This window comes from Mycobacterium sp. WUMAC-067, assembly GCF_020217485.1.
Classification (GTDB): domain Bacteria; phylum Actinomycetota; class Actinomycetes; order Mycobacteriales; family Mycobacteriaceae; genus Mycobacterium.
Map to the genome: position 1 here is coordinate 128253 of NZ_JAEKMI010000006.1, position 19292 is coordinate 147544.

The following is a 19292-nucleotide window of genomic DNA, read 5'->3' on the forward strand; positions in this document are numbered from 1 at the left end:
ACCCGGGAGGAGACCAGCGTCATGAGCGATCTCGCTAGCAGCAACAAGGCCGCGTCTGTCACCGAGTCACCGCCCGGCGCGGCCGAACTGGGCGCGCAAGGACAGTCCCCGGTGAGACCGATCAAGATTTGGGCCACCGCCGGCGGCGCGCTGCTGGTGCTCCAGCTCTACGTGTGGATCCGATGGATCACCGGCCCCTATTTCGAGCGGGTGCCCTCGGGTCCGAGCGAGCCACCGATGTACATGAAGGTGCCGCTCATGGCGAACGCGGTGGCGCTGTGGATCGCGCTGCCGGTCGTCGTGTGGTGGTTCTTCATCAGGCCGTGGCGGCGCGAGCGGCGCATCACGCTGGACGGCATGCTCGTGCTGTCGATGGGCCTGATGTTCTTCCAGGATCCGTTGCTGAACTACCTCAACACGTGGTGCACCTACAACACCTGGCTGTTCAACCGCGGCTCCTGGTCGTCGAACATTCCGGGCTGGGTCTCCCCGGAGGAGCCGGGCCGTCAGGTGTCCGAACCGCTGTTGACCAACGCACCGGGTTACGCGTACGGCGTCCTGCTGATCACGATCGTCGGGTGCTGGATCATGCGCAAAATCAAGACGCGCTGGCCGAACATCAGCAATCTTCGGCTGGTCCTGGTCACCTACGCGCTCGCCTTCGTCTTCGATTTCGTCATGGAGGGTTTGGTCCTGCTACCGATCGGCTTCTACACGTACCCCGGTGCCATCAGGTCCGTGTCGATCAATGCCGACACCTACTACCAGTGGCCGGTCTACGAAGGCCTGATGTGGGGTGGTGTGCAGGCCGCGCTGTGCTGTCTGCGCTTCTTCACCGACGATCGTGGCCGCACCGTCGTCGAGCGCGGATTGGACCACGTTCGAGGCGGATTCGCCGGGCAGCAGTTCACGCGCTTCCTGGCGATCTTCGCCGGCGTCAGCTCGTGCTTCTTTTTCTTCTACAACGTGCCCGCGCAGTGGATCGGCATGCACTCCGACCCGTGGCCCCAAGACCACCAGAAGCGTTCGTATTTCAACGGCGGCATCTGCGGTGACGGGACGGACACGCCATGCCCGAATCCCGCTCTGCCCGTACCCACCAAACGCTCCGGATACGTCGACGTGCACGGCCATCTCGTCCTCCCGCCGGGCGGCCAGCTGCCGGAAGTCGTCCCCTTCGAACGGGGACACTAGGTGCTGACGAACTCCCAGCCCACCGTTCGCCCGACGTCGCAGCCACCGTTCTATCGGCCGGCCGGCGATGAGGTGGAGGTGTTCCGCGCGGCGGCCCGCCGCGGCCTGCCGGTGCTGCTGAAGGGTCCGACGGGATGCGGCAAGACGCGGTTCGTGGAGGCGATGGCCCACGCGCTCGGACGCGATTTGATCACCGTCGCCGCGCACGAAGACATGACGTCGGCCGACTTGGTCGGGCGTTTCCTTCTCAAAGGGGGAGAAACGGTTTGGGTGGATGGGCCGTTGACCCGGGCCGTTCGCGAGGGCGCGATCTGCTATCTCGACGAGATCGTCGAGGCCCGCCAGGACACCACGGTGGTCATCCATCCGCTCGCCGATCACCGCCGCGAGCTTCTGGTCGACCGCCTGGGTACGACGGTTCCCGCAGCGCCGGGATTTCAACTGGTCATTTCCTACAACCCCGGCTACCAGAGCGTGCTGAAGAACATCAAAGAGTCGACCCGGCAGCGCTTCGTGGCCATCGAACTCGGCTTCCCGCCCGTCGAGACCGAGACGGAAGTCGTTGCCCACGAAGCGGGAATCGACGTCGCGACGGCGCGCGCTCTGGTCACAGTCGGTAACGCGATCCGAAACCTCGATGGCTCACCGCTTCGCGAGGTGTCGTCCACCCGCATGCTGATCCTCGCCGGCAGCCTGGTCGCCGAAGGGCTCGGCCTGCGCAGCGCCGTCCAGGCGGCGATCGTCCGGATCCTGTCCGATGACCGCGACGTCGTCGCTGCGCTCGGTGAGCTCGTCGACTCCCTCCTGCCCCCAAGGTGATGGTTGCGGATACCATTGGCCCGCAACGGTATAGGCTCCTCGCCACCCACATAGCCGGCCGGTCCGTCGAGGTCGCCGAGGCAGAGGCCGGCCAGGACGCCTACACGAATGGCGACGTCATCTTCGTCCCGGCAGCCGGGTCCGCCGACGAGCAGCGCCGTCAGGTGCTGGTCCAGAGCGCGCTGCTCGGCGCCGGCAGCCTGGATCGGCGGCTGGTGAAGCGCCTGCGCGCGCGCCCGGCCCTCGCGCGCCGCTACCTCACCCTGGAGGCCCACCGGGCGCTCGCGGAACTCGCCCCCACCGTTGCGCTGGCGGCGGCCCTTTGCCCCGACGGTGAGCCCCGCACCGCAACCGCGGATCATTCCCTCGAAATGGCCAGGGGCACAAGTCCAATCGCGGCCCCCCCGGCGTGGTTCGGCGTCATCCGGCCGACGCAACTCCTGGCGTCTTCCGACAGGCGGGCCGCCCCGGCCACGGACGCGGATCTGCGGACGGCGATCGAGCTCGTCGCCGCGCCGGAGCCCGATGACGAGGACGAGGCCGCCTCCGAGGAAAGCAAGATTCTCAAGCTGTTCGAGAACCCACTGTTCAGTTCACGGGCGCTGATGGATTTTTTCCGAAAACTGTTGGGCGAGACGCCGTCACGCGGTGACGACTCTTCGGGCGGGGAGTTTCAGGCCCGCTCGATCCGGCCGGCACGAACGGTTGGCGCATCGGCCCGTCCACTTGCGACTCGCATCAATTTCGTCGACGGCAGGCCAGGCGCGGCATTGGGAATCGGCGGTGCGCTGCACCCGGAGTGGGACGTCTTCACCAATCGCTATCGGGCGGACTGGTGCCGCGTGATCGATTTTCCGCTCACCGGGCCCGCCCGTATCTCGGCCGCGCAGGTGTCGCGCGACGACGAGCTGCGGCGGCGATTGGCGCGCGTCGGCCTCGGTCCCAGACTCTTGCGGGCGCGCCCCGACGGTGACGAAATCGACATCGAGGCACTCGTCGATCTCCTCATCGACCTGCGCTCCGGCTATTCACCCACCGAGGCCGTCTACACCCAGCGGCGCAATGTCGTTCGGAATCTCGGTGTCCTCATTCTGCTCGACGCTTCCGGATCGGCGACCGACGCCGACCACCAGGGCAACAGCGTCCATGACCACCAGCGGCGCGCGGCGGCGACAGTGGCGATGACCCTGGAGGAACTCGGTGACCGCGTGGCCATCTATGCGTTTCGGTCCCACGGACGGCATGCCGTGCACCTGCCGGCGATCAAAACGTTCGACCAGCGCTTCGGCGCCCCGCAGCGGGCGCGCCTCAATCAGCTTGAGCCGTCGGGCTATACGCGCCTGGGCGCGGCGATCCGCGGCGCGGGCGACATCCTCAACACGGAGGCCGGCACGCCGAACCGGCTGCTTCTCGTCCTGTCCGACGGGTGCCCCTATGACGACGGCTACGACGGCCGTTACGCGGAAGCCGACGCCAACAAGGCGCTCGAGGAACTCCGTGGCGATGGCGTGGCATGTCTATGCCTTTCGCTCGGAAGTACCACCGCCGCCGACGAGCTCGAGCGCGTCTTCGGCTCCGCCCGCTACGCCAGCGCCGCGACCCTGGCCGAGGTCAGCCCGCGGATGGACGAGCTGTTCCTGACTGCGCTACGCGAGCGCGCCGCGCCGGGACCGGCGTGAGGGCGGGATGTCTACCACCGCGCCTACTGTAAGGTCCACGGTAAGATCGCGCATGCCCGCTTCGGGGAAGGGTGAGCCATGCCAAGCACTGTTGATACGCGCAACCAGCTACGGCCCGACGTCGATCTGACCGACGGCGCCTTCTACGCCGGCGACTCGCGGCCGGTCTATCGGTGGATGCGCGAGAACGAGCCGGTCTTTCGGGACCGCAACGGGCTGGCCGCCGCCGCGACGTATCAGGCGGTGATCGACGCCGAGCGGGCGCCGGAGCTGTTTTCCAACGCGGGCGGCATCCGGCCGGACCAGGACGCGCCGCCGATGATGATCGCGATGGATGATCCCGCTCACCTGTTGCGGCGCAAGCTCGTCAACGCGGGATTCACCCGGAAACGCGTCAAGGACCGGGAGGCCTCGATTGGCGCGCTGTGCGATGCCCTGATCGACAACGTCTGCGAACGCGGTGAATGCGACTTCGTCTGGGATCTTGCGGCCCCACTGCCCATGGCCGTCATCGGCGACATGCTCGGGGTGCTCCCCGAAGAGCGGCAGATGTTTTTGCGCTGGTCCGACGACATGGTCACCCTGCTCAGCAGCACGACCGCCCAAGAGGACTTCCAGGTCTCCATCGACGCCTTCGCCGCCTACACCGAATACATGACGAGCATGATCGCGGCGCGCAAGGCCGAACCGACCGACGACCTGGTCAGCGTGCTGGTGCACGCGGAGGTCGATGGCGAGAAGCTCGCCGACCACGAGATCGTGACCGAGGTGTTGTTGCTGCTCATCGGCGGCGACGAGACCACCCGGCACACGCTGTCGGGCGGCACCGCGCAGATCCTGCGCCACCCGCAGCAGCACCGGCAGCTGGTCGACGACGTGGCTCTGCTGCCCAACGCGATCGAAGAAATGCTGAGGTGGACCGCGCCGGTCAAGAACATGGCCCGCACGTTGACCGCCGACCTCGAGTTTCACGGCACGCAGCTCGCGCGGGGCGAGAAGATCATCCTGCTCTTCGAATCCGCGAACTTCGACGAAGCGGTGTTCGGGGATCCCGAGCGCTTCCGGATTGACCGCTACCCCAACAACCATCTGGCATTCGGCTTCGGGACCCATTTCTGCCTGGGAAATCAGCTGGCACGGCTGGAGCTGTCGATGATGCTCGAGCGACTACTCAAGCGCCTGCCCGACATGGAGCTGGCGTCGGAGGACCCGCTGCCACTGCGGCCGGCCAACTTCGTCAGCGGCCTGGAGAGCATGCCGGTCAGGTTCACGCCCTCGGCGCCGTCGGGCGGGTGAGATCGACATGCTGCGTGAAAGCTATTGGTGGCCAGTGCCGTCCGCGTCGGTCACGTAGTCCAGGTAGACGCTGGTGCCGTTGGGGCGGGCGTGGATGGTGCAGTGATCGGCGAGGTTGTGCATCAGCGTGATGCCGCGCGAGGCCCGCGGATCGTTGGTGTGCCTCGACGAGGGCTTGCGCCAACGCCCGCGATCACTGACGCACACCCGGATTGACTCGGTGCCCGGGTCGTAGCTGGCCTGCAGTTTCATTCCGCCGGCCTCGCGGCAGGAGCGGTAGGCGTGTTCGACGCAGTTGGCCAGGGCTTCGTTCACGCCCAGAACCACGTCCTCGCGAATGTCCTCCGGCGCGCGCACCTCGTGCCGCAACCACCGTTGCAGGGCACGGCGCCACTCCGCCGCCGTATCGGGGCGGGCTTCGCCGGCGAGTGTCAGGCGCGCCGGCGCGGCTGTCTCCGGCAGTAGTGGGCTCATGAATGCCACATACCCAGTTGCGGTCGCGGCGATAACCTCCGCCCGGTATCGCTTCGGCCACAGGCAGGTTTCCGTTCACGATCACCAGGTCACGGTGTCGCGAATCGATCAGCCGTCCCGGCGGGGCGTCAGCACGGGCGTCACGAGTTCGCCGGTGTGGAGGTAGCTGTCGAGGTTGCGGAGCGCCAGTAGCGCCATCGCCCGGCGGGTCCGGTCGGTCGCGCTGCCGATGTGCGGGAGAAGCACCACGTTGTCCAGGTCACACAATTCGGCGGGCACATGCGGTTCGTCCGCGAAGACGTCCAGGCCGGCACCCGCCAGCCCCCCGCCGACGAGCAACTCCACCAGCGCGTCCTGATCGACGACGCTGCCCCGGGCGATGTTGATCAGATACCCCTCGGGACCCAAGGCCTGCAGCACGGCGCGGTCGACCAACTTGTGGGTCCCTTGATCGCCCGTGGTGGCGACGACGAGCACATCGACCGACTCGGCGAGTTGCACGGGCGACGGGGCGTAGCGGTACGGCGAGCCTTCGATGCGGCGACGGTTGTGATACGCGATGGCGCAATCGAATCCGCGCAGCCGGGTGGCGATCGCCGAACCGATGCGGCCCAGGCCCAGGATGCCCACCCGCAGGCCGCTGACGTCCCGGGCGTACGGAAACCGGCCCTCGCGCGCCCACCGGCCCGCCCGCACGTAGCGATCGGCGGCGCCGAACGGCGCAGCGTCATCAAGATCAGGCCCAGCGCGGTGTCGGCGACCGTGTCCGACAGCACATCCGGGGTGTTGCTCACGCCGATACCGCGGCGCTTCGCCGCCTCCAGGTCGATCAGATCCACCCCGGCCCCGTTGTTGACGATGACCTCCAGGTTGGGCAGCGCCGCGATGGTATCGGCATCGACACCCGGCGGCCCCCACGTCAGCAGCACGCGCACGTCGGCGGCATGCTGGTTCAGGAATCGGGCCCGAGCCGGGCCGTCGGGAAGCTTCGCGATGTCGTAGCGCTCGCCCAGCTTTTCGGCGAGCGCCGGCTCCAGCTCGCCGACCCGCAGCACCCCACTCAGCTTCTCGGCCGTCACGCCCCCATCATGCTGGAAGCCCGAATTGTGATCGGTCGACGGGCCGCGCGGGAAGCAAACGCGGCGGAAGACGGTTGAACCGCGAATGCGCGTCGGCGTCGTCTACCCCCAAACCGAGCTTGGACCGGAACCCGCGGTCCTGCGCACGTACGCCCAGCGCGTCGAGGAGCTCGGGTTCGCCCACATCCTCGCCTATGACCACGTCGTCGGTGCAGATCCGAAGGTGCATCAAGACTTTCAGGGCCCCTACGACATCGACACGACGTTTCACGAGCCGTTCGTCATGTTGGGCTACCTCGCGGCGGTCACCACCCTGGAACTCGTCACCGGCGTCATCATTTTGCCGCAGCGGCAGACCGTCCTGGTGGCCAAGCAGGCCGCGGAGGTCGACCTGCTCAGCGGCGGGCGCTTCCGGTTTGGCGTCGGACTGGGCTGGAACGCCGTGGAGTACGAAGCGCTCGGGGAGAGGTTCACCAACCGGGGAAAGCGGTCCGAGGAACAGGTCGAGCTCATGCGCAAGCTGTGGACGCAGCGATCGGTCAGCTTCGACGGCAAGTACCACACCGTGACCGGCGCGGGCCTGGCCCCGTTGCCCACCCAGCGTCCCATCCCTTTGTGGTTCGGGGCGGCCTCCGATCGGGCCTACGAACGCGCCGGTCGCCTCGGCGACGGCTGGTTTCCGATGACGGCGCCCGGCCCCGGCCTGGACCACGCGCTCGCGCAGGTGATCCGCGCGGCCGAAGCGGCGGGCCGGGACCCGCGGACCATCGGCATGGAAGGCCGTGTCAGCTGGATCGACGACCAGGACCAGCTCGCCGCCGACATCGCCGCATGGAAAGCCGCCGGGGCCAGCCACCTGTCGGTGAACACCATGAACGCCGGCTTCGCGCATGTCGACGACCACCTTGCCGCCTTGGAACGGGTGGCCACCGACCTGGCGTAGCGGCCGTGTCAGGCGCGTCCGTCCGCGGAGAGCTGAGCGACCAGGCTCAGGTGCACATTGCGGCGGTGCGGTTTTGACGGCTTGCTGTCGTACCCAACGGATTCCGGCTCGATCGTTTCACGGAGATGGACCTCTCCGCCGGTGGCGGTATGCCGTCGTTGCCAGTCGGTGATCGCCTGATGCGCCGCGTGGTCGAGATAGCTGGTGCGCAGGTGCAGCGTCACCGACGTGCGTTCCGGGATGGACGCCAATACACCGGTCAGCCTCGGCAGCGACAGGAAAGTGCACGCCCCCTCGACGACGACGTGCCAGCCATCGTCCACGGGCTTGGCCTCGATCCTCGCGCGGACCACCCGCCATCCGGTCACGACGACGGCCAACGCGAGTCCGATCATGACGCCGTGCAGCAGATTGAGGAACACGACGCTGGTGATGGTCACCAGGTAGACGGCGAGATCGCCATTGCGCAAGGCGGTTTCGATGTGCGCCGGTTTCAACAGCTCGATCCCGATGACGATGAGGAGGCCGGCGAGCGCAGCGGTCGGGATCTTTTCGACCAGCCCGGCGAAGGGCACGGCGAAAAGCAGGATCCAAAACCCGTGCATGATCGTCGACGCGCGCGTTCTCGCGCCCGCGTTCACGTTGGCCGCGCTGCGCACGATGACACCGGCGATGGGCAGCCCACCGATCGCGCCCGAGGCGATGTTCGCGGCGCCTTGCCCGATCAGTTCGCGGTTGAAGTCGGTTCGCGGTCCGTTGTGCATGCGATCGATCGATACCGCGGTCAGCAGGCTCTGGACGCTGGTGATCATGGTGACGGTGATGATGGCGATCACGACGGCTCCCCAATTCCCGTGCGGCAGCGACGGTAATTGCAACGCGTCGAGCACCGAGCCGTTCAGGACGATCCGGGATACGTGGAACGGGAACACCACCGAGATCGCGGTGACGACCACGATGGCGACCAGTGGCCCGGGAATGCTGGCCAGCCGCGCCGGGGCCCAGCGCCAGGCAACGAGGATGGCGATCACCAATAGCCCCAGCACCAGTCCCGGCCGGTGGGCGCCGAGAATCTGCGCAGGCAGCCCCGTGACATTGCTCCATGCCGAGCTTTCCGAGGCGCCGCCCAGCAATACGTGCACTTGCTGCAGGGCAATCGTGATCCCGATGCCGGCCAGCATGGCGTGCACCACGACGGGCGAGATCGCCAGCGCGGCGCGCGCAATACGGCTGAGCCCCAACACAACTTGCAAGGTCCCCGCGATGACCGTGATGAAACATGTTATGGCCCAGCCAAACTGGTGGATAACATCGGCGACGATGACGGTCAGCCCGGCGGCCGGCCCACTGACCTGTAGGGGCGACCCACCGATCCACCCGGCGACGATTCCTCCGACGATCGCCGCGATCAAACCGGCGAGAACCGGCGCATCTGAAGCAATCGCGATTCCGAGCGACAACGGGAGCGCCACCAGGAAGACCACCAATGACGCGGGCAGGTCGTATTGGGCCGTCTCGCGGAGCCGGTCAATGCGGGACGTTGCGCCCTGCTCCACGCCTTGTCGACCTGGCGATTCAGCGTGTTGCAAGGGCTTTCTCCTGAATTCGTCAATGGCGGTGGACTTTTGGATATCCAACCGACAACGGCAAGCCGACAAATGCGTAAAGCCGCGCGGCCCAGGCGATTACAAATGCGATGAACATCGTTGTTCAGCTGGGCATGCCTGGCCTCTTGGTACGAAAGTAGGCGGGCAGGCAACGGCGGTCAACCGGACGGGCGGGGCGCATATCGAATGCAAATGTTTGCGCGTGCCCGTCAACGCGCCGGAGAACTCTTATTCCAGGACGAAGACAGGGATTTGTCGCGCCGTCTTGGTTTGGTATTCCGCGTAGGGAGGAAAGGCTTCGACGGCCCGCTGCCACCACTCGTCGCGCTCGGGTCCCTCGAGTTCGCGAGCCCTCAGGGTGGCGATCTTGTCGCCGTCTTGCAGCGTCACGGTCGGGTTCGCCCTGATGTTCGCGTACCACGCGGGATGCTCGGGGGCGCCGCCGTGGGACGCGACGATGGCATAGCGGCCGCCGTTCTCGACCCGCATCAGCGGCACGTAGCGCGGCTTGCCGGACTTCGCCCCCGTGATGGTCAGCAGAACGATGGGCCGGTCTAAGACCTCGACCCCGTCGGTGGTGCCGCGACTCAAGATTTGTTCGGTCTGCTCGCGGACCCAGCCCCTGGGACTCAGCTCGATGTGGTCGCCCATGACAACAGTGAACACCACCGCGGGCTTCGGCGGAGACGGGTACAGTTGACTCGTCAGTTAAATAAGCTAACTAATCACGCGCACAGTCGCCGAGAGGAGTTTGGCGTGGCCCGCACCGAGAACGACACATGGGATCTGGCGTCCAGCGTCGGAGCCACCGCGACAGCCGTCGCCGCGCAGCGCGCGATCGCCTCCCAGGGTCCCGACGCCCTGCTGAATGACCCGTGGGCCGACCCGCTCGTCCGCGCCGTGGGCACCGACACCTTCATCAAGCTCCTCGACAGCCAGGTCGACCGCAGCGACGACCCGCTGATGAACCGCCAGGCCGTCAAGGAACAGATCACGGTGCGCACCCGGTTCTTCGACGATTTCTTTATGCATGCGACGGCCTCGGGCATCCGGCAGGCGGTCATCCTGGCGTCCGGACTGGACACCAGGGCCTACCGGCTGCCCTGGCCGGCGGGCACGATCGTCTACGAAATCGACCAACCCGAGGTCATCGAGTTCAAGACGCGGACGCTGGCCGGCCTGGGCGCAACGCCCGGCGCGGGGCGGCGCACGGTTCCGATCGACCTGCGCGACGATTGGCCGTCGGCACTCGCGAACGCCGGATTCGACGCTACGCAGCCGACCGCGTGGAGCGCCGAGGGGCTGCTCGTTTACCTGCCGCCCGAGGCGCAAGACCGTTTGTTCGACAACATCGCCGCCGTGTCGGCGACCGGCAGCCGGATCGGCACGGAGCACCTGGACCTGAGCAAGATCCCGTCGGACTGGGCCCAGAAGCTGACCGAGCGGTCCCGGCGCATCGGGTCCAGCATCAATCTGGCCGAGCTGTTCTACACCGGCGAGCGCAACACCGCGGCCGAGTACCTCGCGGCGCGCGGGTGGCAGATCGACATACGGACCACCGAGCAGGCTTTCGCCGCTCAGGGATTCGGGGTGCCCAACGACGAGCTGGCCTCGTTCGGCGACGCATCGGGCTACCTGACCGCGACCTTGCGCTAGCGGCCACCGAAGGCGTTCCCGGCGGCCGCGGGCCCACCACTTCATGCATATCAACCTTCTTGACACATATCAGGGCCGTTGATATCAATGGTGGTATGACTCAGCCAACGCACGAGATGTTCGAAGCCGCTTACCGGGGCGAGGCCCCCGAGATGGGCGAGGGCAACCGGCCGCCGTGGAGCATCGGTGAGCCGCAGCCGGAGATCGCGGCCCTCATCGAGGCCGGCAAGTTCCACGGTGACGTGCTCGATGCCGGTTGCGGTGAGGCGGCGGTATCGCTGTACCTGGCCGAACGCGGTTTCACCACGGTGGGCCTGGACCAGTCGCCCACCGCCATCGACTTGGCGCGCGAGAAGGCCGCCCGGCGCGGCCTGACCGGCGCCACCTTCGACGTCGCGGATATCAGTGCCTTCACCGGCTACGACGGCCGCTTCGGGACCATCGTCGACAGCACCCTGTTCCATTCGATGCCCGTGGAGCTGCGCGACGGCTATCAGCAATCGATCGTGCGGGCCGCCGCGCCCGGCGCGTCATACTTCGTGCTGGTCTTTGACCGCGCCGCGATGGCGACCGATGGCCCGGTCAACGCGGTCACCGAAGACGAACTGCGCGACGTCGTCTCCAAGTACTGGGTGATCGACGAGATCCGCCCGGCGCGTATCCACGCCAACGTGCCCGAGAGCTTTCTGGAAGGCTTCCAGGCCTTCGCCGGTGCCGACATCCGCGACGAGGGCAACGGCCGCAAGTCCATAGGGGCCTGGCTACTGTCCGCGCATCTCGGTTAGCGGCGCGCCGGCGAGCGCGACCTACTGGCCGTCCCAGCTCTCCGGCAGGATCGGCAGACGGGGGCCGTCGCCGGACTCGTTGCCGGCCAACGTGAGCAGACCCGCCGCCCGCACGTCGGGCTTGGGCAGCGTCCCGGTGAAACCCTCGATCGCGCCACGGGAGTCCGACGCCAGGGCCCGGTCGGGCAGGCACGGGCTGACCGCGCCGGAGTCGTCGTCGGCCTCGAGGAATTCGTACCGGTATCCGTGGTCGATGACCGAACGCGGGCGGCGCCGCGCCCGCGTCTGCTCGCGTTCCGGTGCGGTCGCGCGCGCCGCCGCCGCGGCGGCCTGCGCGGCCGGCAGTTCGGTTCTGGTGCGGGTCTGCGCCGTCGAACCCATGCCGAGACCGAGGCCGCCCACCATGTAGCCGAAGCCCTCGGCGCCGGTCACCGGAGCGGGCGGCGTGGGGGGCGCGGCCGGAGGCGCAGCGGTGGAGACCGCGGTCGTCGGGGTCGAGGCCGCCGATGTGGCCGGCGCCACCGGGCCGGCCGGGGCCTGCGGGGCCATCGTCGGCGCAACCGACACCAGCGGTGGCTGCACCCCCACCACGGCGGGCTGCGGGGCGGCGACGACGGGGGCCGGGGTCGGCGCGGCTATCCCGGCCAGGCCCGCCAGACCCGCCAGTCCGGCGAGGCCTCCCAGACTGGTGATGGACAGGCTCAAGGCGACCTGCAACAGCAAGGGCAGCTCCTGGAGAATGAACCGCAGCGTCCTGATCGTCCAGTTGATGATCCGGAAGGTCTGCCACGCAATGAAATAATTCATCAGCGCCGGGAACGTGGACGGGTTGAGCAGACCCGACGCGTTCTGCTGAAGCCACGCCAGCGCCTGGGCGTTGCCGTTGAAGAAGTTGCCCAGGTTCTGCAGATACTCCGACGGGCTCCAGTTCGGCTGGCCCTGACCGGGGATCTTTTCGCCGTCGGGCCCGAAGAGCATTTCCCAGATCTCTTCGGGGGTGGGTAACTGGAAAGACCCCGTGCCGCTACCGCCCCCTCCGCCGGTGCCGCCACCGGCCCCGGTTCCGGTCCCGGTCCCACTACCGGTTCCGGTCCCGGTGCCGGATCCATGCCCGCCCGACCCGGCGCCGCTGGTCAATTGCACGGCTTCGGTCGTGACCTGGTAGGTGCTCATCGTGGTGGCCGCCTGGGTCCACATCCGCGCGTAGTCGGCCTCGTTCAGCGCAATCGGAATCGTATTGACGCCAAAGAAATTCGTTGCCAGCAAGGCCGCGTGCATGGCATGGTTCGCGGCCAACTCCGGCAGCGTCGGCATCGCGGCCAGGGCGGCCGTGTACGCGGTGGCCACCCCCTGATGTTGGGCGGCCGCCTCGGCGCTCAGCGTCCCGGCCAGCTCCAGCCAGGCCAGATACGGCATGTGCGCGGCGACGTACGTTTCCGCGGTCGGGCCGTCCCACACCCCGGCCGATCCGGTCAGCACTGTCGTCAATTCCGTTGCTGCAGAATGGTATTGGGTGCTCAGTGCTGACCACGTTCCCGCCGCGGCGAGTAGCGGGCCCGGTCCGGGGCCACTGCTCAGCAGCGTCGAATGCACCTCTGGCGGCAGCGCCATCCACACCGGAGCGGTCACCGTCAGCCGCCCGCCACCAGATACGTCGTCGCGTCCGCCGCGTCCTCGGCGGCGTAACCGACGCCGGCCAGGCTCACCCCCAGCCCGGCCCGGCCCAACACCTCGATACCCTTGGCCGCCGCGGCCGTATGCTGGCCGCCCCTACCACTGAAAACGGCGGCGGCTCCGAGCGATACCGGATCGGCCGCCGGTGGGACCACCGCCGAGACCACCGGGGCGGCGGCGGCATGTGCGGCGGCGAGCTGCGCGGTGATCGCCTCCACCGCCGCGCTGGTCGCGGCCAGGCCCTCGGGAAGAACTCGTAGCGTCATCGCGGCCACTCCTCGATTCGTCTTTTGCCCCACAATGTTCCGGTCACGTTCGGCGGGGGCAGGGACCCCACACAACGCGCGACCGCCCAGCCGAGCAGCCCGGCCAAGAAGCCGAAAACCACATGCCAGCCAGACTTTTCGAGCAGCCCGGTCGACGCCCAGGTCGACAAATGACCACCGGCGTGCAGTCCGAACACCGAACTGGCCAGTGCGACAAGATGAACCGGTGCGGCAGCGACCGACAACAGCCATCGCCGCGCCCGCACCGCCGGCAGCGAGGCGACGGCGTACAGCAACGCCGCCGCGGCCACATAGCGACTACTCCACAGCGGATCGGCCCACCCGTGCATCGGTAACGTCGCCACCGTGGAGGCCGCCCCGACCGCGAGCACCGTCTCGCGCCGGGCGGTTACCAGCGCCACCGCCACCAACAGCGTCAGCCAAACCAATCCGCGGTGCCCGGGCAGGCCCAGCGGGATCCGGAGATCGGTCGAGGCGACGATCGTGGCCACCGCAAACAGGGGGAACGCCGCCTCGCGGACGGGCACGAAACCGGCCGCCGGACGTGCATCACGGTCATCCGGGAAGCATAAATTGCCGGCAGCCACCCACGCCCTCATTTGCGGATGATTCACAGGATAAGATCCGCAAATGCGCAGCCGTACGCGTTTGCTTCGGGCAGTCGCGGTCCTGGCCCTCGGCGCTGGGGTCGCTGCGTGCGGGCCCTCCGGGGCCGACAATCAGCTCGTCGTCCAGGACAATCACCGCGTGCTCGAGCGGTTCACCATCGCGCAGCTGCGCCGGCTCCCCCAGGTGGAGATCGCCACGCCGCAATCGCACGGCGCGCAGGCGCAAAAGGGCCCCAGCGTGCGCTCGGTCCTCAACGCTGCGGGCGCGGCAGGAGCCACGAGGGTGCGGGTGGAAGGGCGCGACCCGGCCCAGACGCTGATCGCCGCCGCGCTCGACGATCAGACCATCCTCAGCTTCACCAAACGCGACACGCTCAAGCTGGCGGGCGCAAAACTCGGCCGCGACCAATGGGTCCGCGATGTCACCGCCCTGGTGGTCAACCCGTGACCACACGCTCGGCACTCGCCGGTGTCGACCTGCTCATCGGCATCGACGACACCGACAACCCCTATACGCCCGGCACCGGCCGGCGCGCCCGCGCGCTGCTTCACGAGCTGGCCGCGGCGGGCCTCGGCTCGCCCGCCGGCGCCACCCCTCACCAGCTGCTCGTCGACGACCGGATCCCCTATACGTCCCACAATTCGAGCGCATGCCTGGCCTGGCGCGCCGCCGGCGGCGACCCACACGCGGCGCGCGCCGGCATCATCGAACTCGCCGGGCAGTTCTTGGAACGGGTCTGCCCACCCGATGCCGACCCCGGCCTCGCCGTCGCCGTCCCAGCGGACCTCGACGACGCCGCGCTGCTCATCGAGTTCGGTCGCCGCGCCAAACGAGAGGTCTTGCATCCCAGCGAAGCCCGCGAACTCGCCACGACGCTCGGCGTGCACTTATCGGGGCACGGCGGCACCAAGGAGGGCATGACCGGCGCGCTGGCGGCGGTCGGCCTGCACCTGTCCGGCAACGACGGGCTGTTCATCACCCTGCCCGGCATCCGCAAGCTGCCCCACCATGCCACCCTCGACACGGTTCGCACCCTGACACCGATCGACCTCGCCCACGATGACCTGCATCGCCGACCCACTCCCGGTGAGGTGATCGAACTGGGCGACTGGGTGCGCCCGGTGCTGCTCGACGGGCTGGCCGTCCTGCTTCTCGAGCCACCGCGCCGCCAAGGCGGCGGCGGCAGAACGTGGCGAACGGCCCCGCGCGCCGTGGTCAAACGGTATTGAGTGTTTCGGCGCCTGCGATTCGGGAGACCCTCACAAAAGCCATCTGCAGACGTTCAGAGGAGATCCCGGTGGATCAGGAAGTCAACAGCGACTCGCCCGCTGCGCCCGAGGACGCCCGAAAGACAACCGAGGAACAGCGCAAGCTGCAGGATCAGCTCGAGCACCAGAAGGAAGACTTGGACGCGCCGGGTTTGCACCAGTCACGGCACGACACCGCCGACGAGAGCACGCGCTAGCCCCAGCTACTTCCGTTGATTCCTAAGGCTTTTCGAGACTCGCTGCCGCCGGTCAGGCTTGGCTGTGCTCGGTGCGGACTCGGCGGTCGTGGGCGAGCGCCGCGGCCGCCGACCAGGTCAGGGTCAGGCCACCGAGGGCCGCCGCGGGGATGGCCCACACGCGACGGGCCATCAGCGCGTCATTGCATCGACCCACGTAGTTGTCGCCGGCCGCGTGCGGCGCGCCGGCGCTGGCCTTTCGGCCGGTCGGCTTCCTCTCGGCGTTGGATGCCTGGGTCAGATCCGTGGTGAAGCCGCTGCCGCATTTGACTTGCCAGCCGAACTGGTCGTAGGCATCGATGAAGACCGGGAACCGCAACGCGAAGAGCCCCCCGGCCAAAAACAGCACCGCCGCGAAGACGATGAGCGGTCCGCGGGTGAGCATGCGCCTGAGCCCCCTAGGTCATGCAAACGTTGGAGAAAAGCAGCACCGGCCAGGACACGATCGAGCCGAGGAACGACACCACCAAATCGACGCCGTGCATGTCGTGCAGATGCGTTGTGTGGGTGCTCGACCAGATCACGCCGACGATCAGGTACGGCGTCCCCAGCAGGATGCCCAGTCCCAGCAGTTCGGCGATGCTCAACTGATACTCGAGGAGCTTGCGGAGCCTGCTGAGCATGAGCATCCCTTTCGCGCGGGCGCTGCCGGAGTTGCCGCCGACCCACACCAAAGCGATGAGGACCACCACATTCCGGCGCGCGGACTAGACGCCGAATATGTTAATCCCGATTCGTATTATTGGGTAGTGCATGGGCCGATCGGCGTTGATGGGCGCCGAGGCCTTTTACGTGGAGATGCGCTGCCGGAACGGCACGTTCATCCCCACCGATTCGCCGATCGCGGCGGACGCATCGCAGCAAGTGCAGCGCTGTTCTCCGCACGCATGTCAGCGACGTTGCCGGCTATCGTCAACCGCGGCGGGGGATGCGGCCGGCCGTCCGAGCACCGTCACCTCCATCAGGCGACGAACCGTGAGGGCGGCGGACTGACTGGTGTCGGGGTACACGAGTCGCCCGACGCCCGCCGCGAGCGCGAACGCGGCGTGCACGGCGTACCGCGCGCGGCCAAGCGTGAGTTGCGGTCGTGCCGCTACGGCCAACCGGGCCCAGGATTCGACGGTGGAACGCTGGATGTTGTAGAGCAGCACCGCATCTGTGTCGGGCAGGTTGTGACGCTCGGTGTAATACACGCCCGCGAGCTCGGGGTTGGCGAACGACCGCGTCACATAGGCGTCGATGAGCCGCGCGAGCGCCTGCTCCGGATCGTCGCTGGCGGCCAGGATGCTGGACAGGTCGCCGGAGAGTTGGTCGGCGGCTCGCCTGTAGTACACCGCCAGGATGGCGGCCTTTCCCGGGAAGTATTGGTAGATGCTGGCAACCGGTATGCCCACCGCCGCGGCGATGTCTTCCATCCCGGTCTCGCGGTAGCCACGTTCGTTGAAGAGGCGCATCGACTCGTGCAGGAGCAGCTCGTAGCTGCCCGCGGCACTCGTCAGGGTCGACGTCCGCAACGGTTCGGAGCCGCGTGGGCGCTGCGCCGGCAATTCGGCTTGCAGCACCGCGGCCGCGATGTCGGTGAGCGCGGCGCGGATCTCGGCATTGCCGAGGCGGGATCGGTGATCGGTGATGCTGCCGATGACGCTCAGCGTGGCCGCCGACAGGATCCAGCGTTGCCGCGAGGTGAGTTTCGGCCGCAGCCTGATCAGCGGCCGCTGCAGGCGCCGGTTGATCAGTTTGATCTGCTCGGCCGACGCGCGCTGATCGTCCCCGCGCAGATAGCGGCCTTCCCACCGATACAGTCCGCCGGTGGTGCGGTTGACGATCGTGGTGTCGATCAGCGCACGGGTGAGCGCGCTGAGGACGTCGCCGGGGTCGGCATCGGCGGGCAAGTCATCGGCGAACGCCGTGGCGTCGACCAGTTGCTGGCCCAGCGCCAAGACGACGTCGCGGAACAGGTCGTATTTTCCCTGCGAATGCCGGTAGAGCGCAGCGGCGGAGATTCCGACCCGGGCGGCGATGTTTTCCATGCTGACCGCGTGGTAGCCCAGCTCGCTGAAGGCATCGGTGGCGGCGCGGGCGATCTGGATCTTGCGGTCCTTCGGGCGCCGCTTGACGTGATCCGCAGACGAGCGGCTAGCCGATGGCATACAGATCACCGTAGCCGCAGCGGCGGCTGATCGGGCGATCGGAGGACGACCGGTTTTACGGTACCGGCACGCTGAGGGCGCGCGGCCGGGCGCAGCGTTGTGCCCGAGGTCATTGGACGTCCAACCCCGTTACGCCCCGCCGAATTCCGGCCGCAGCACCGAGCTGAGCGCGCCGAGCGGAATGTGTGGCTCGACGGTGCCTCCGTCCATGAACCATTGCTCGGACTGCCCGTACTGGATCGGGGAGTCGTGCCCGACCGGGTAATCCGGCAGGTACAGGATCAGCTCGTCGGGCGTGAGCGCCCACGCCTTGTAGCCCCCGGAGAACACCTTGTCCGGTGTCCAGCGGTCGACGGTGAACGGGTAGCTCCCCGGGGTGTGCTGCCAGGCGGCGCGGTCGAGCGCCTCCTGGATGAAGGGTTCGGCCAACGGTGGGATGGCGGTCAGCGGGTCGACGCCGGGTTTGGTGATGTCGGCGAGCTGCAACCGTCGGCCGCCCGCCATGTCGAAGGTGAAGGTGCGGTAGGCGTTGTTGAATGACGGTCCATCGGCGTGATAGTCCTCGTGGAAGACCACGCTGAGCGCCCGACCATGGGGGAACACCTGGAAGTTCTCCTCACCCCAGCTGTCTTGGACCATCGAGGCGCCCTTCGTGCGCCAGTTGTTCATCAGGTTGTGCAGGTATTCGCGGATCGCGGGGCCGCTGGCGGGGTTGTCGACCAGATCGCCGGGCAGGGCCATCTTGATGTCGCGCACCGCTTTTCGCTCGGATGTCACCGAGGTGTGGCAGTACTGTCCATCCCAGTCGCCACCCAGGCCGCCACAAAACGACTGGGCCGACGCCGACGCCGTCGGCGCGGTCAACACCGCCGCGGCCGCAATACCGGCCGAAAGTCGAATGATTCGCATGGCCGAATCGTCCTAGGGCAGTTCGACTTTGCTGGCCAGCCAACGGCCGCCGACATTGTCCATCGTGATCTTCATGCGGCTGCGGTCGACGCGACCGTCGGGACGCACCGCGTTGCTGACCGTCTGATCGACCATCAACAACACCACCACCCGGGTTTTGCTTTGCGATTCGATCGCCGAGTCGATTACCGTGCCGTGCGCGGTGGCCTTGTTGTCGACCAGCAATTGCCGGAGCTGCACGCTGGCCTTGGTGTAGGTGTCCTTGAACTCCCCTGTGGCGCCGTCGAGTACGGCGGAGAAGTTCTGGTCGACCTGGTTGGCGTCGATACTGGTCAGCACCTGGGCATAAGTGATAGCGGTCCGCTGGGCCGCCTGCCCGGCCTGGCTCACCGTGTGCTCATCCCAGAGCTTCCAGCCCAGCCCGCCCACCAGGCCGAAGGCGCCCAGGTAGACGGCGACCACCATTGCGATGCGGGCGTACCGTTTCCAGTGCCGCGCCGGGGCCTTCGGCTCCAGCTCGTCGGCATCCGCCGCGTCTTCACGGTCGCCGTCGGGCGGCTTCTCGATGTCCTCGGTGGCGTCGCATTCTTGGTCGGCGGTCACGGTCACGGCGCTGTCTCCTTGCGG

At 67.7% G+C, this 19292-nt stretch carries 22 protein-coding genes and 2 pseudogenes; 11 read left to right on the forward strand and 13 right to left on the reverse strand.

The annotated features are described in order from the left end of the window. Positions 1 to 21: 21 nt before the first annotated feature. From JF781_RS06185 to JF781_RS06200, 4 genes are all read left to right on the forward strand, one after another. Positions 22 to 1194, forward strand: a complete 1173-nt coding sequence (locus tag JF781_RS06185) for a spirocyclase AveC family protein (protein WP_225327784.1) — start codon at positions 22 to 24, stop codon at positions 1192 to 1194. After that, complete coding sequence (locus JF781_RS06190; protein WP_225327783.1) at positions 1195 to 2013, forward strand: CbbQ/NirQ/NorQ/GpvN family protein; 819 nt, start codon at positions 1195 to 1197, stop codon at positions 2011 to 2013. After that, positions 2013 to 3692, forward strand: coding sequence for a nitric oxide reductase activation protein NorD (locus JF781_RS06195; protein ID WP_225327782.1), 1680 nt, complete (start codon positions 2013 to 2015; stop codon positions 3690 to 3692). Before JF781_RS06190 ends, JF781_RS06195 begins: the two co-directional genes overlap by 1 nt. 78 nt (positions 3693 to 3770) lie before the next feature. Beyond that, positions 3771 to 4988 carry a cytochrome P450 gene (locus tag JF781_RS06200; RefSeq protein ID WP_225327781.1) on the forward strand — a complete coding sequence of 406 codons (1218 nt, stop codon included), beginning with the start codon at positions 3771 to 3773 and terminating at the stop codon, positions 4986 to 4988. A gap of 21 nt (positions 4989 to 5009) precedes the next feature. Here the strand turns inward: JF781_RS06200 and JF781_RS06205 are convergent, their stop codons facing one another. From JF781_RS06205 to JF781_RS28695, 3 genes and pseudogenes are all read right to left on the reverse strand, one after another. After that, entirely contained in the window at positions 5010 to 5462 is a 453-nt protein-coding gene (locus JF781_RS06205) for an ATP-binding protein (protein ID WP_225327780.1), read from the reverse strand. A 108-nt stretch (positions 5463 to 5570) separates the two neighbouring features. After that, positions 5571 to 6158: an NAD(P)-dependent oxidoreductase gene (locus JF781_RS28690; RefSeq protein WP_225327779.1), complete on the reverse strand. Its 588-nt coding sequence runs from the start codon at positions 6156 to 6158 to the stop codon at positions 5571 to 5573. Beyond that, positions 6077 to 6397 (reverse strand): annotated as a pseudogene (locus JF781_RS28695) (hypothetical protein); the annotation flags it as partial. The pseudogene JF781_RS28695 and the gene JF781_RS28690, both read right to left, overlap by 82 nt. 9 nt (positions 6398 to 6406) lie before the next feature. On the opposite strand from JF781_RS28695, the gene JF781_RS06220 reads away from it, so the two are divergent. Then, complete coding sequence (locus JF781_RS06220) at positions 6407 to 6619, forward strand: hypothetical protein (protein ID WP_225327778.1); 213 nt, start codon at positions 6407 to 6409, stop codon at positions 6617 to 6619. Positions 6620 to 6626: 7 nt separating this feature from the next. Beyond that, complete coding sequence (locus JF781_RS06225) at positions 6627 to 7484, forward strand: LLM class F420-dependent oxidoreductase (RefSeq protein ID WP_225327777.1); 858 nt, start codon at positions 6627 to 6629, stop codon at positions 7482 to 7484. Between the two features lie 8 nt (positions 7485 to 7492). Here the strand turns inward: JF781_RS06225 and JF781_RS06230 are convergent, their stop codons facing one another. Then, positions 7493 to 9040 carry a SulP family inorganic anion transporter gene (locus tag JF781_RS06230; RefSeq protein ID WP_225327776.1) on the reverse strand — a complete coding sequence of 516 codons (1548 nt, stop codon included), beginning with the start codon at positions 9038 to 9040 and terminating at the stop codon, positions 7493 to 7495. Between the two features lie 279 nt (positions 9041 to 9319). Further along, positions 9320 to 9742 (reverse strand): nitroreductase family deazaflavin-dependent oxidoreductase, encoded by a 423-nt coding sequence (locus tag JF781_RS06235; protein ID WP_225327775.1) that lies wholly within the window; start codon positions 9740 to 9742, stop codon positions 9320 to 9322. 105 nt (positions 9743 to 9847) lie between these two features. Here JF781_RS06235 and JF781_RS06240 point away from each other — a divergent pair, with 105 nt between their 5' ends. Further along, on the forward strand, positions 9848 to 10747 hold the full coding sequence (locus JF781_RS06240) for a class I SAM-dependent methyltransferase (protein WP_225327774.1): 900 nt from the start codon (positions 9848 to 9850) through the stop codon (positions 10745 to 10747). Positions 10748 to 10842: 95 nt separating this feature from the next. Beyond that, positions 10843 to 11532: a class I SAM-dependent methyltransferase gene (locus tag JF781_RS06245; protein ID WP_225327773.1), complete on the forward strand. Its 690-nt coding sequence runs from the start codon at positions 10843 to 10845 to the stop codon at positions 11530 to 11532. Between the two features lie 21 nt (positions 11533 to 11553). On the opposite strand, the gene JF781_RS06250 is transcribed toward JF781_RS06245, so the two are convergent. From JF781_RS06250 to JF781_RS06260, 3 genes and pseudogenes are all read right to left on the reverse strand, one after another. Next, positions 11554 to 13161 (reverse strand): PPE domain-containing protein, encoded by a 1608-nt coding sequence (locus tag JF781_RS06250; protein ID WP_374109671.1) that lies wholly within the window; start codon positions 13159 to 13161, stop codon positions 11554 to 11556. A gap of 2 nt (positions 13162 to 13163) precedes the next feature. Beyond that, positions 13164 to 13472 carry a PE family protein gene (locus JF781_RS06255; protein ID WP_225327772.1) on the reverse strand — a complete coding sequence of 103 codons (309 nt, stop codon included), beginning with the start codon at positions 13470 to 13472 and terminating at the stop codon, positions 13164 to 13166. After that, a pseudogene (locus tag JF781_RS06260) lies at positions 13469 to 14052 on the reverse strand (hypothetical protein). Before JF781_RS06260 ends, JF781_RS06255 begins: the two are co-directional and overlap by 4 nt. A 71-nt stretch (positions 14053 to 14123) precedes the next feature. Between JF781_RS06260 and JF781_RS06265 the strand changes: the two are divergent. From JF781_RS06265 to JF781_RS06275, 3 genes are all read left to right on the forward strand, one after another. Next, positions 14124 to 14549: a hypothetical protein gene (locus JF781_RS06265; RefSeq protein ID WP_225327770.1), complete on the forward strand. Its 426-nt coding sequence runs from the start codon at positions 14124 to 14126 to the stop codon at positions 14547 to 14549. After that, complete coding sequence (locus tag JF781_RS06270) at positions 14546 to 15331, forward strand: hypothetical protein (RefSeq protein ID WP_225327769.1); 786 nt, start codon at positions 14546 to 14548, stop codon at positions 15329 to 15331. Before JF781_RS06265 ends, JF781_RS06270 begins: the two co-directional genes overlap by 4 nt. A gap of 68 nt (positions 15332 to 15399) precedes the next feature. Continuing rightward, positions 15400 to 15567 carry a hypothetical protein gene (locus tag JF781_RS06275; protein WP_225327768.1) on the forward strand — a complete coding sequence of 56 codons (168 nt, stop codon included), beginning with the start codon at positions 15400 to 15402 and terminating at the stop codon, positions 15565 to 15567. Between the two features lie 52 nt (positions 15568 to 15619). On the opposite strand, the gene JF781_RS06280 is transcribed toward JF781_RS06275, so the two are convergent. The 5 genes from JF781_RS06280 to JF781_RS06300 form a co-directional block, all read right to left on the reverse strand. Continuing rightward, positions 15620 to 15991 (reverse strand): hypothetical protein, encoded by a 372-nt coding sequence (locus JF781_RS06280; RefSeq protein ID WP_225327767.1) that lies wholly within the window; start codon positions 15989 to 15991, stop codon positions 15620 to 15622. Between the two features lie 13 nt (positions 15992 to 16004). Beyond that, positions 16005 to 16229 (reverse strand): hypothetical protein, encoded by a 225-nt coding sequence (locus JF781_RS06285; protein WP_225327766.1) that lies wholly within the window; start codon positions 16227 to 16229, stop codon positions 16005 to 16007. Between the two features lie 267 nt (positions 16230 to 16496). Further along, positions 16497 to 17756, reverse strand: a complete 1260-nt coding sequence (locus tag JF781_RS06290; protein ID WP_225327765.1) for a TetR/AcrR family transcriptional regulator — start codon at positions 17754 to 17756, stop codon at positions 16497 to 16499. A 129-nt stretch (positions 17757 to 17885) separates the two neighbouring features. Further along, positions 17886 to 18665: a mannan-binding family protein gene (locus JF781_RS06295; RefSeq protein ID WP_225327764.1), complete on the reverse strand. Its 780-nt coding sequence runs from the start codon at positions 18663 to 18665 to the stop codon at positions 17886 to 17888. Between the two features lie 12 nt (positions 18666 to 18677). Then, complete coding sequence (locus JF781_RS06300; protein ID WP_225327763.1) at positions 18678 to 19274, reverse strand: Mce protein; 597 nt, start codon at positions 19272 to 19274, stop codon at positions 18678 to 18680. Positions 19275 to 19292: the final 18 nt, after the last annotated feature.

Coding starts and splice junctions, on each gene's coding strand:
- JF781_RS06185 (WP_225327784.1), top strand. CDS start 22: ATGAGCGATCTCGCTAGCAGCAACAAGGCCGCGTCTGTCACCGAGTCA.
- JF781_RS06195 (WP_225327782.1), top strand. CDS start 2,013: ATGGTTGCGGATACCATTGGCCCGCAACGGTATAGGCTCCTCGCCACC.
- JF781_RS06200 (WP_225327781.1), top strand. CDS start 3,771: ATGCCAAGCACTGTTGATACGCGCAACCAGCTACGGCCCGACGTCGAT.
- JF781_RS06205 (WP_225327780.1), bottom strand. CDS start 5,462: ATGAGCCCACTACTGCCGGAGACAGCCGCGCCGGCGCGCCTGACACTC.
- JF781_RS06220 (WP_225327778.1), top strand. CDS start 6,407: ATGCTGGTTCAGGAATCGGGCCCGAGCCGGGCCGTCGGGAAGCTTCGC.
- JF781_RS06225 (WP_225327777.1), top strand. CDS start 6,627: ATGCGCGTCGGCGTCGTCTACCCCCAAACCGAGCTTGGACCGGAACCC.
- JF781_RS06235 (WP_225327775.1), bottom strand. CDS start 9,742: ATGGGCGACCACATCGAGCTGAGTCCCAGGGGCTGGGTCCGCGAGCAG.
- JF781_RS06245 (WP_225327773.1), top strand. CDS start 10,843: ATGACTCAGCCAACGCACGAGATGTTCGAAGCCGCTTACCGGGGCGAG.
- JF781_RS06255 (WP_225327772.1), bottom strand. CDS start 13,472: ATGACGCTACGAGTTCTTCCCGAGGGCCTGGCCGCGACCAGCGCGGCG.
- JF781_RS06265 (WP_225327770.1), top strand. CDS start 14,124: ATGCGCAGCCGTACGCGTTTGCTTCGGGCAGTCGCGGTCCTGGCCCTC.
- JF781_RS06280 (WP_225327767.1), bottom strand. CDS start 15,991: ATGCTCACCCGCGGACCGCTCATCGTCTTCGCGGCGGTGCTGTTTTTG.
- JF781_RS06285 (WP_225327766.1), bottom strand. CDS start 16,229: ATGCTCAGCAGGCTCCGCAAGCTCCTCGAGTATCAGTTGAGCATCGCC.
- JF781_RS06290 (WP_225327765.1), bottom strand. CDS start 17,756: ATGCCATCGGCTAGCCGCTCGTCTGCGGATCACGTCAAGCGGCGCCCG.
- JF781_RS06295 (WP_225327764.1), bottom strand. CDS start 18,665: ATGCGAATCATTCGACTTTCGGCCGGTATTGCGGCCGCGGCGGTGTTG.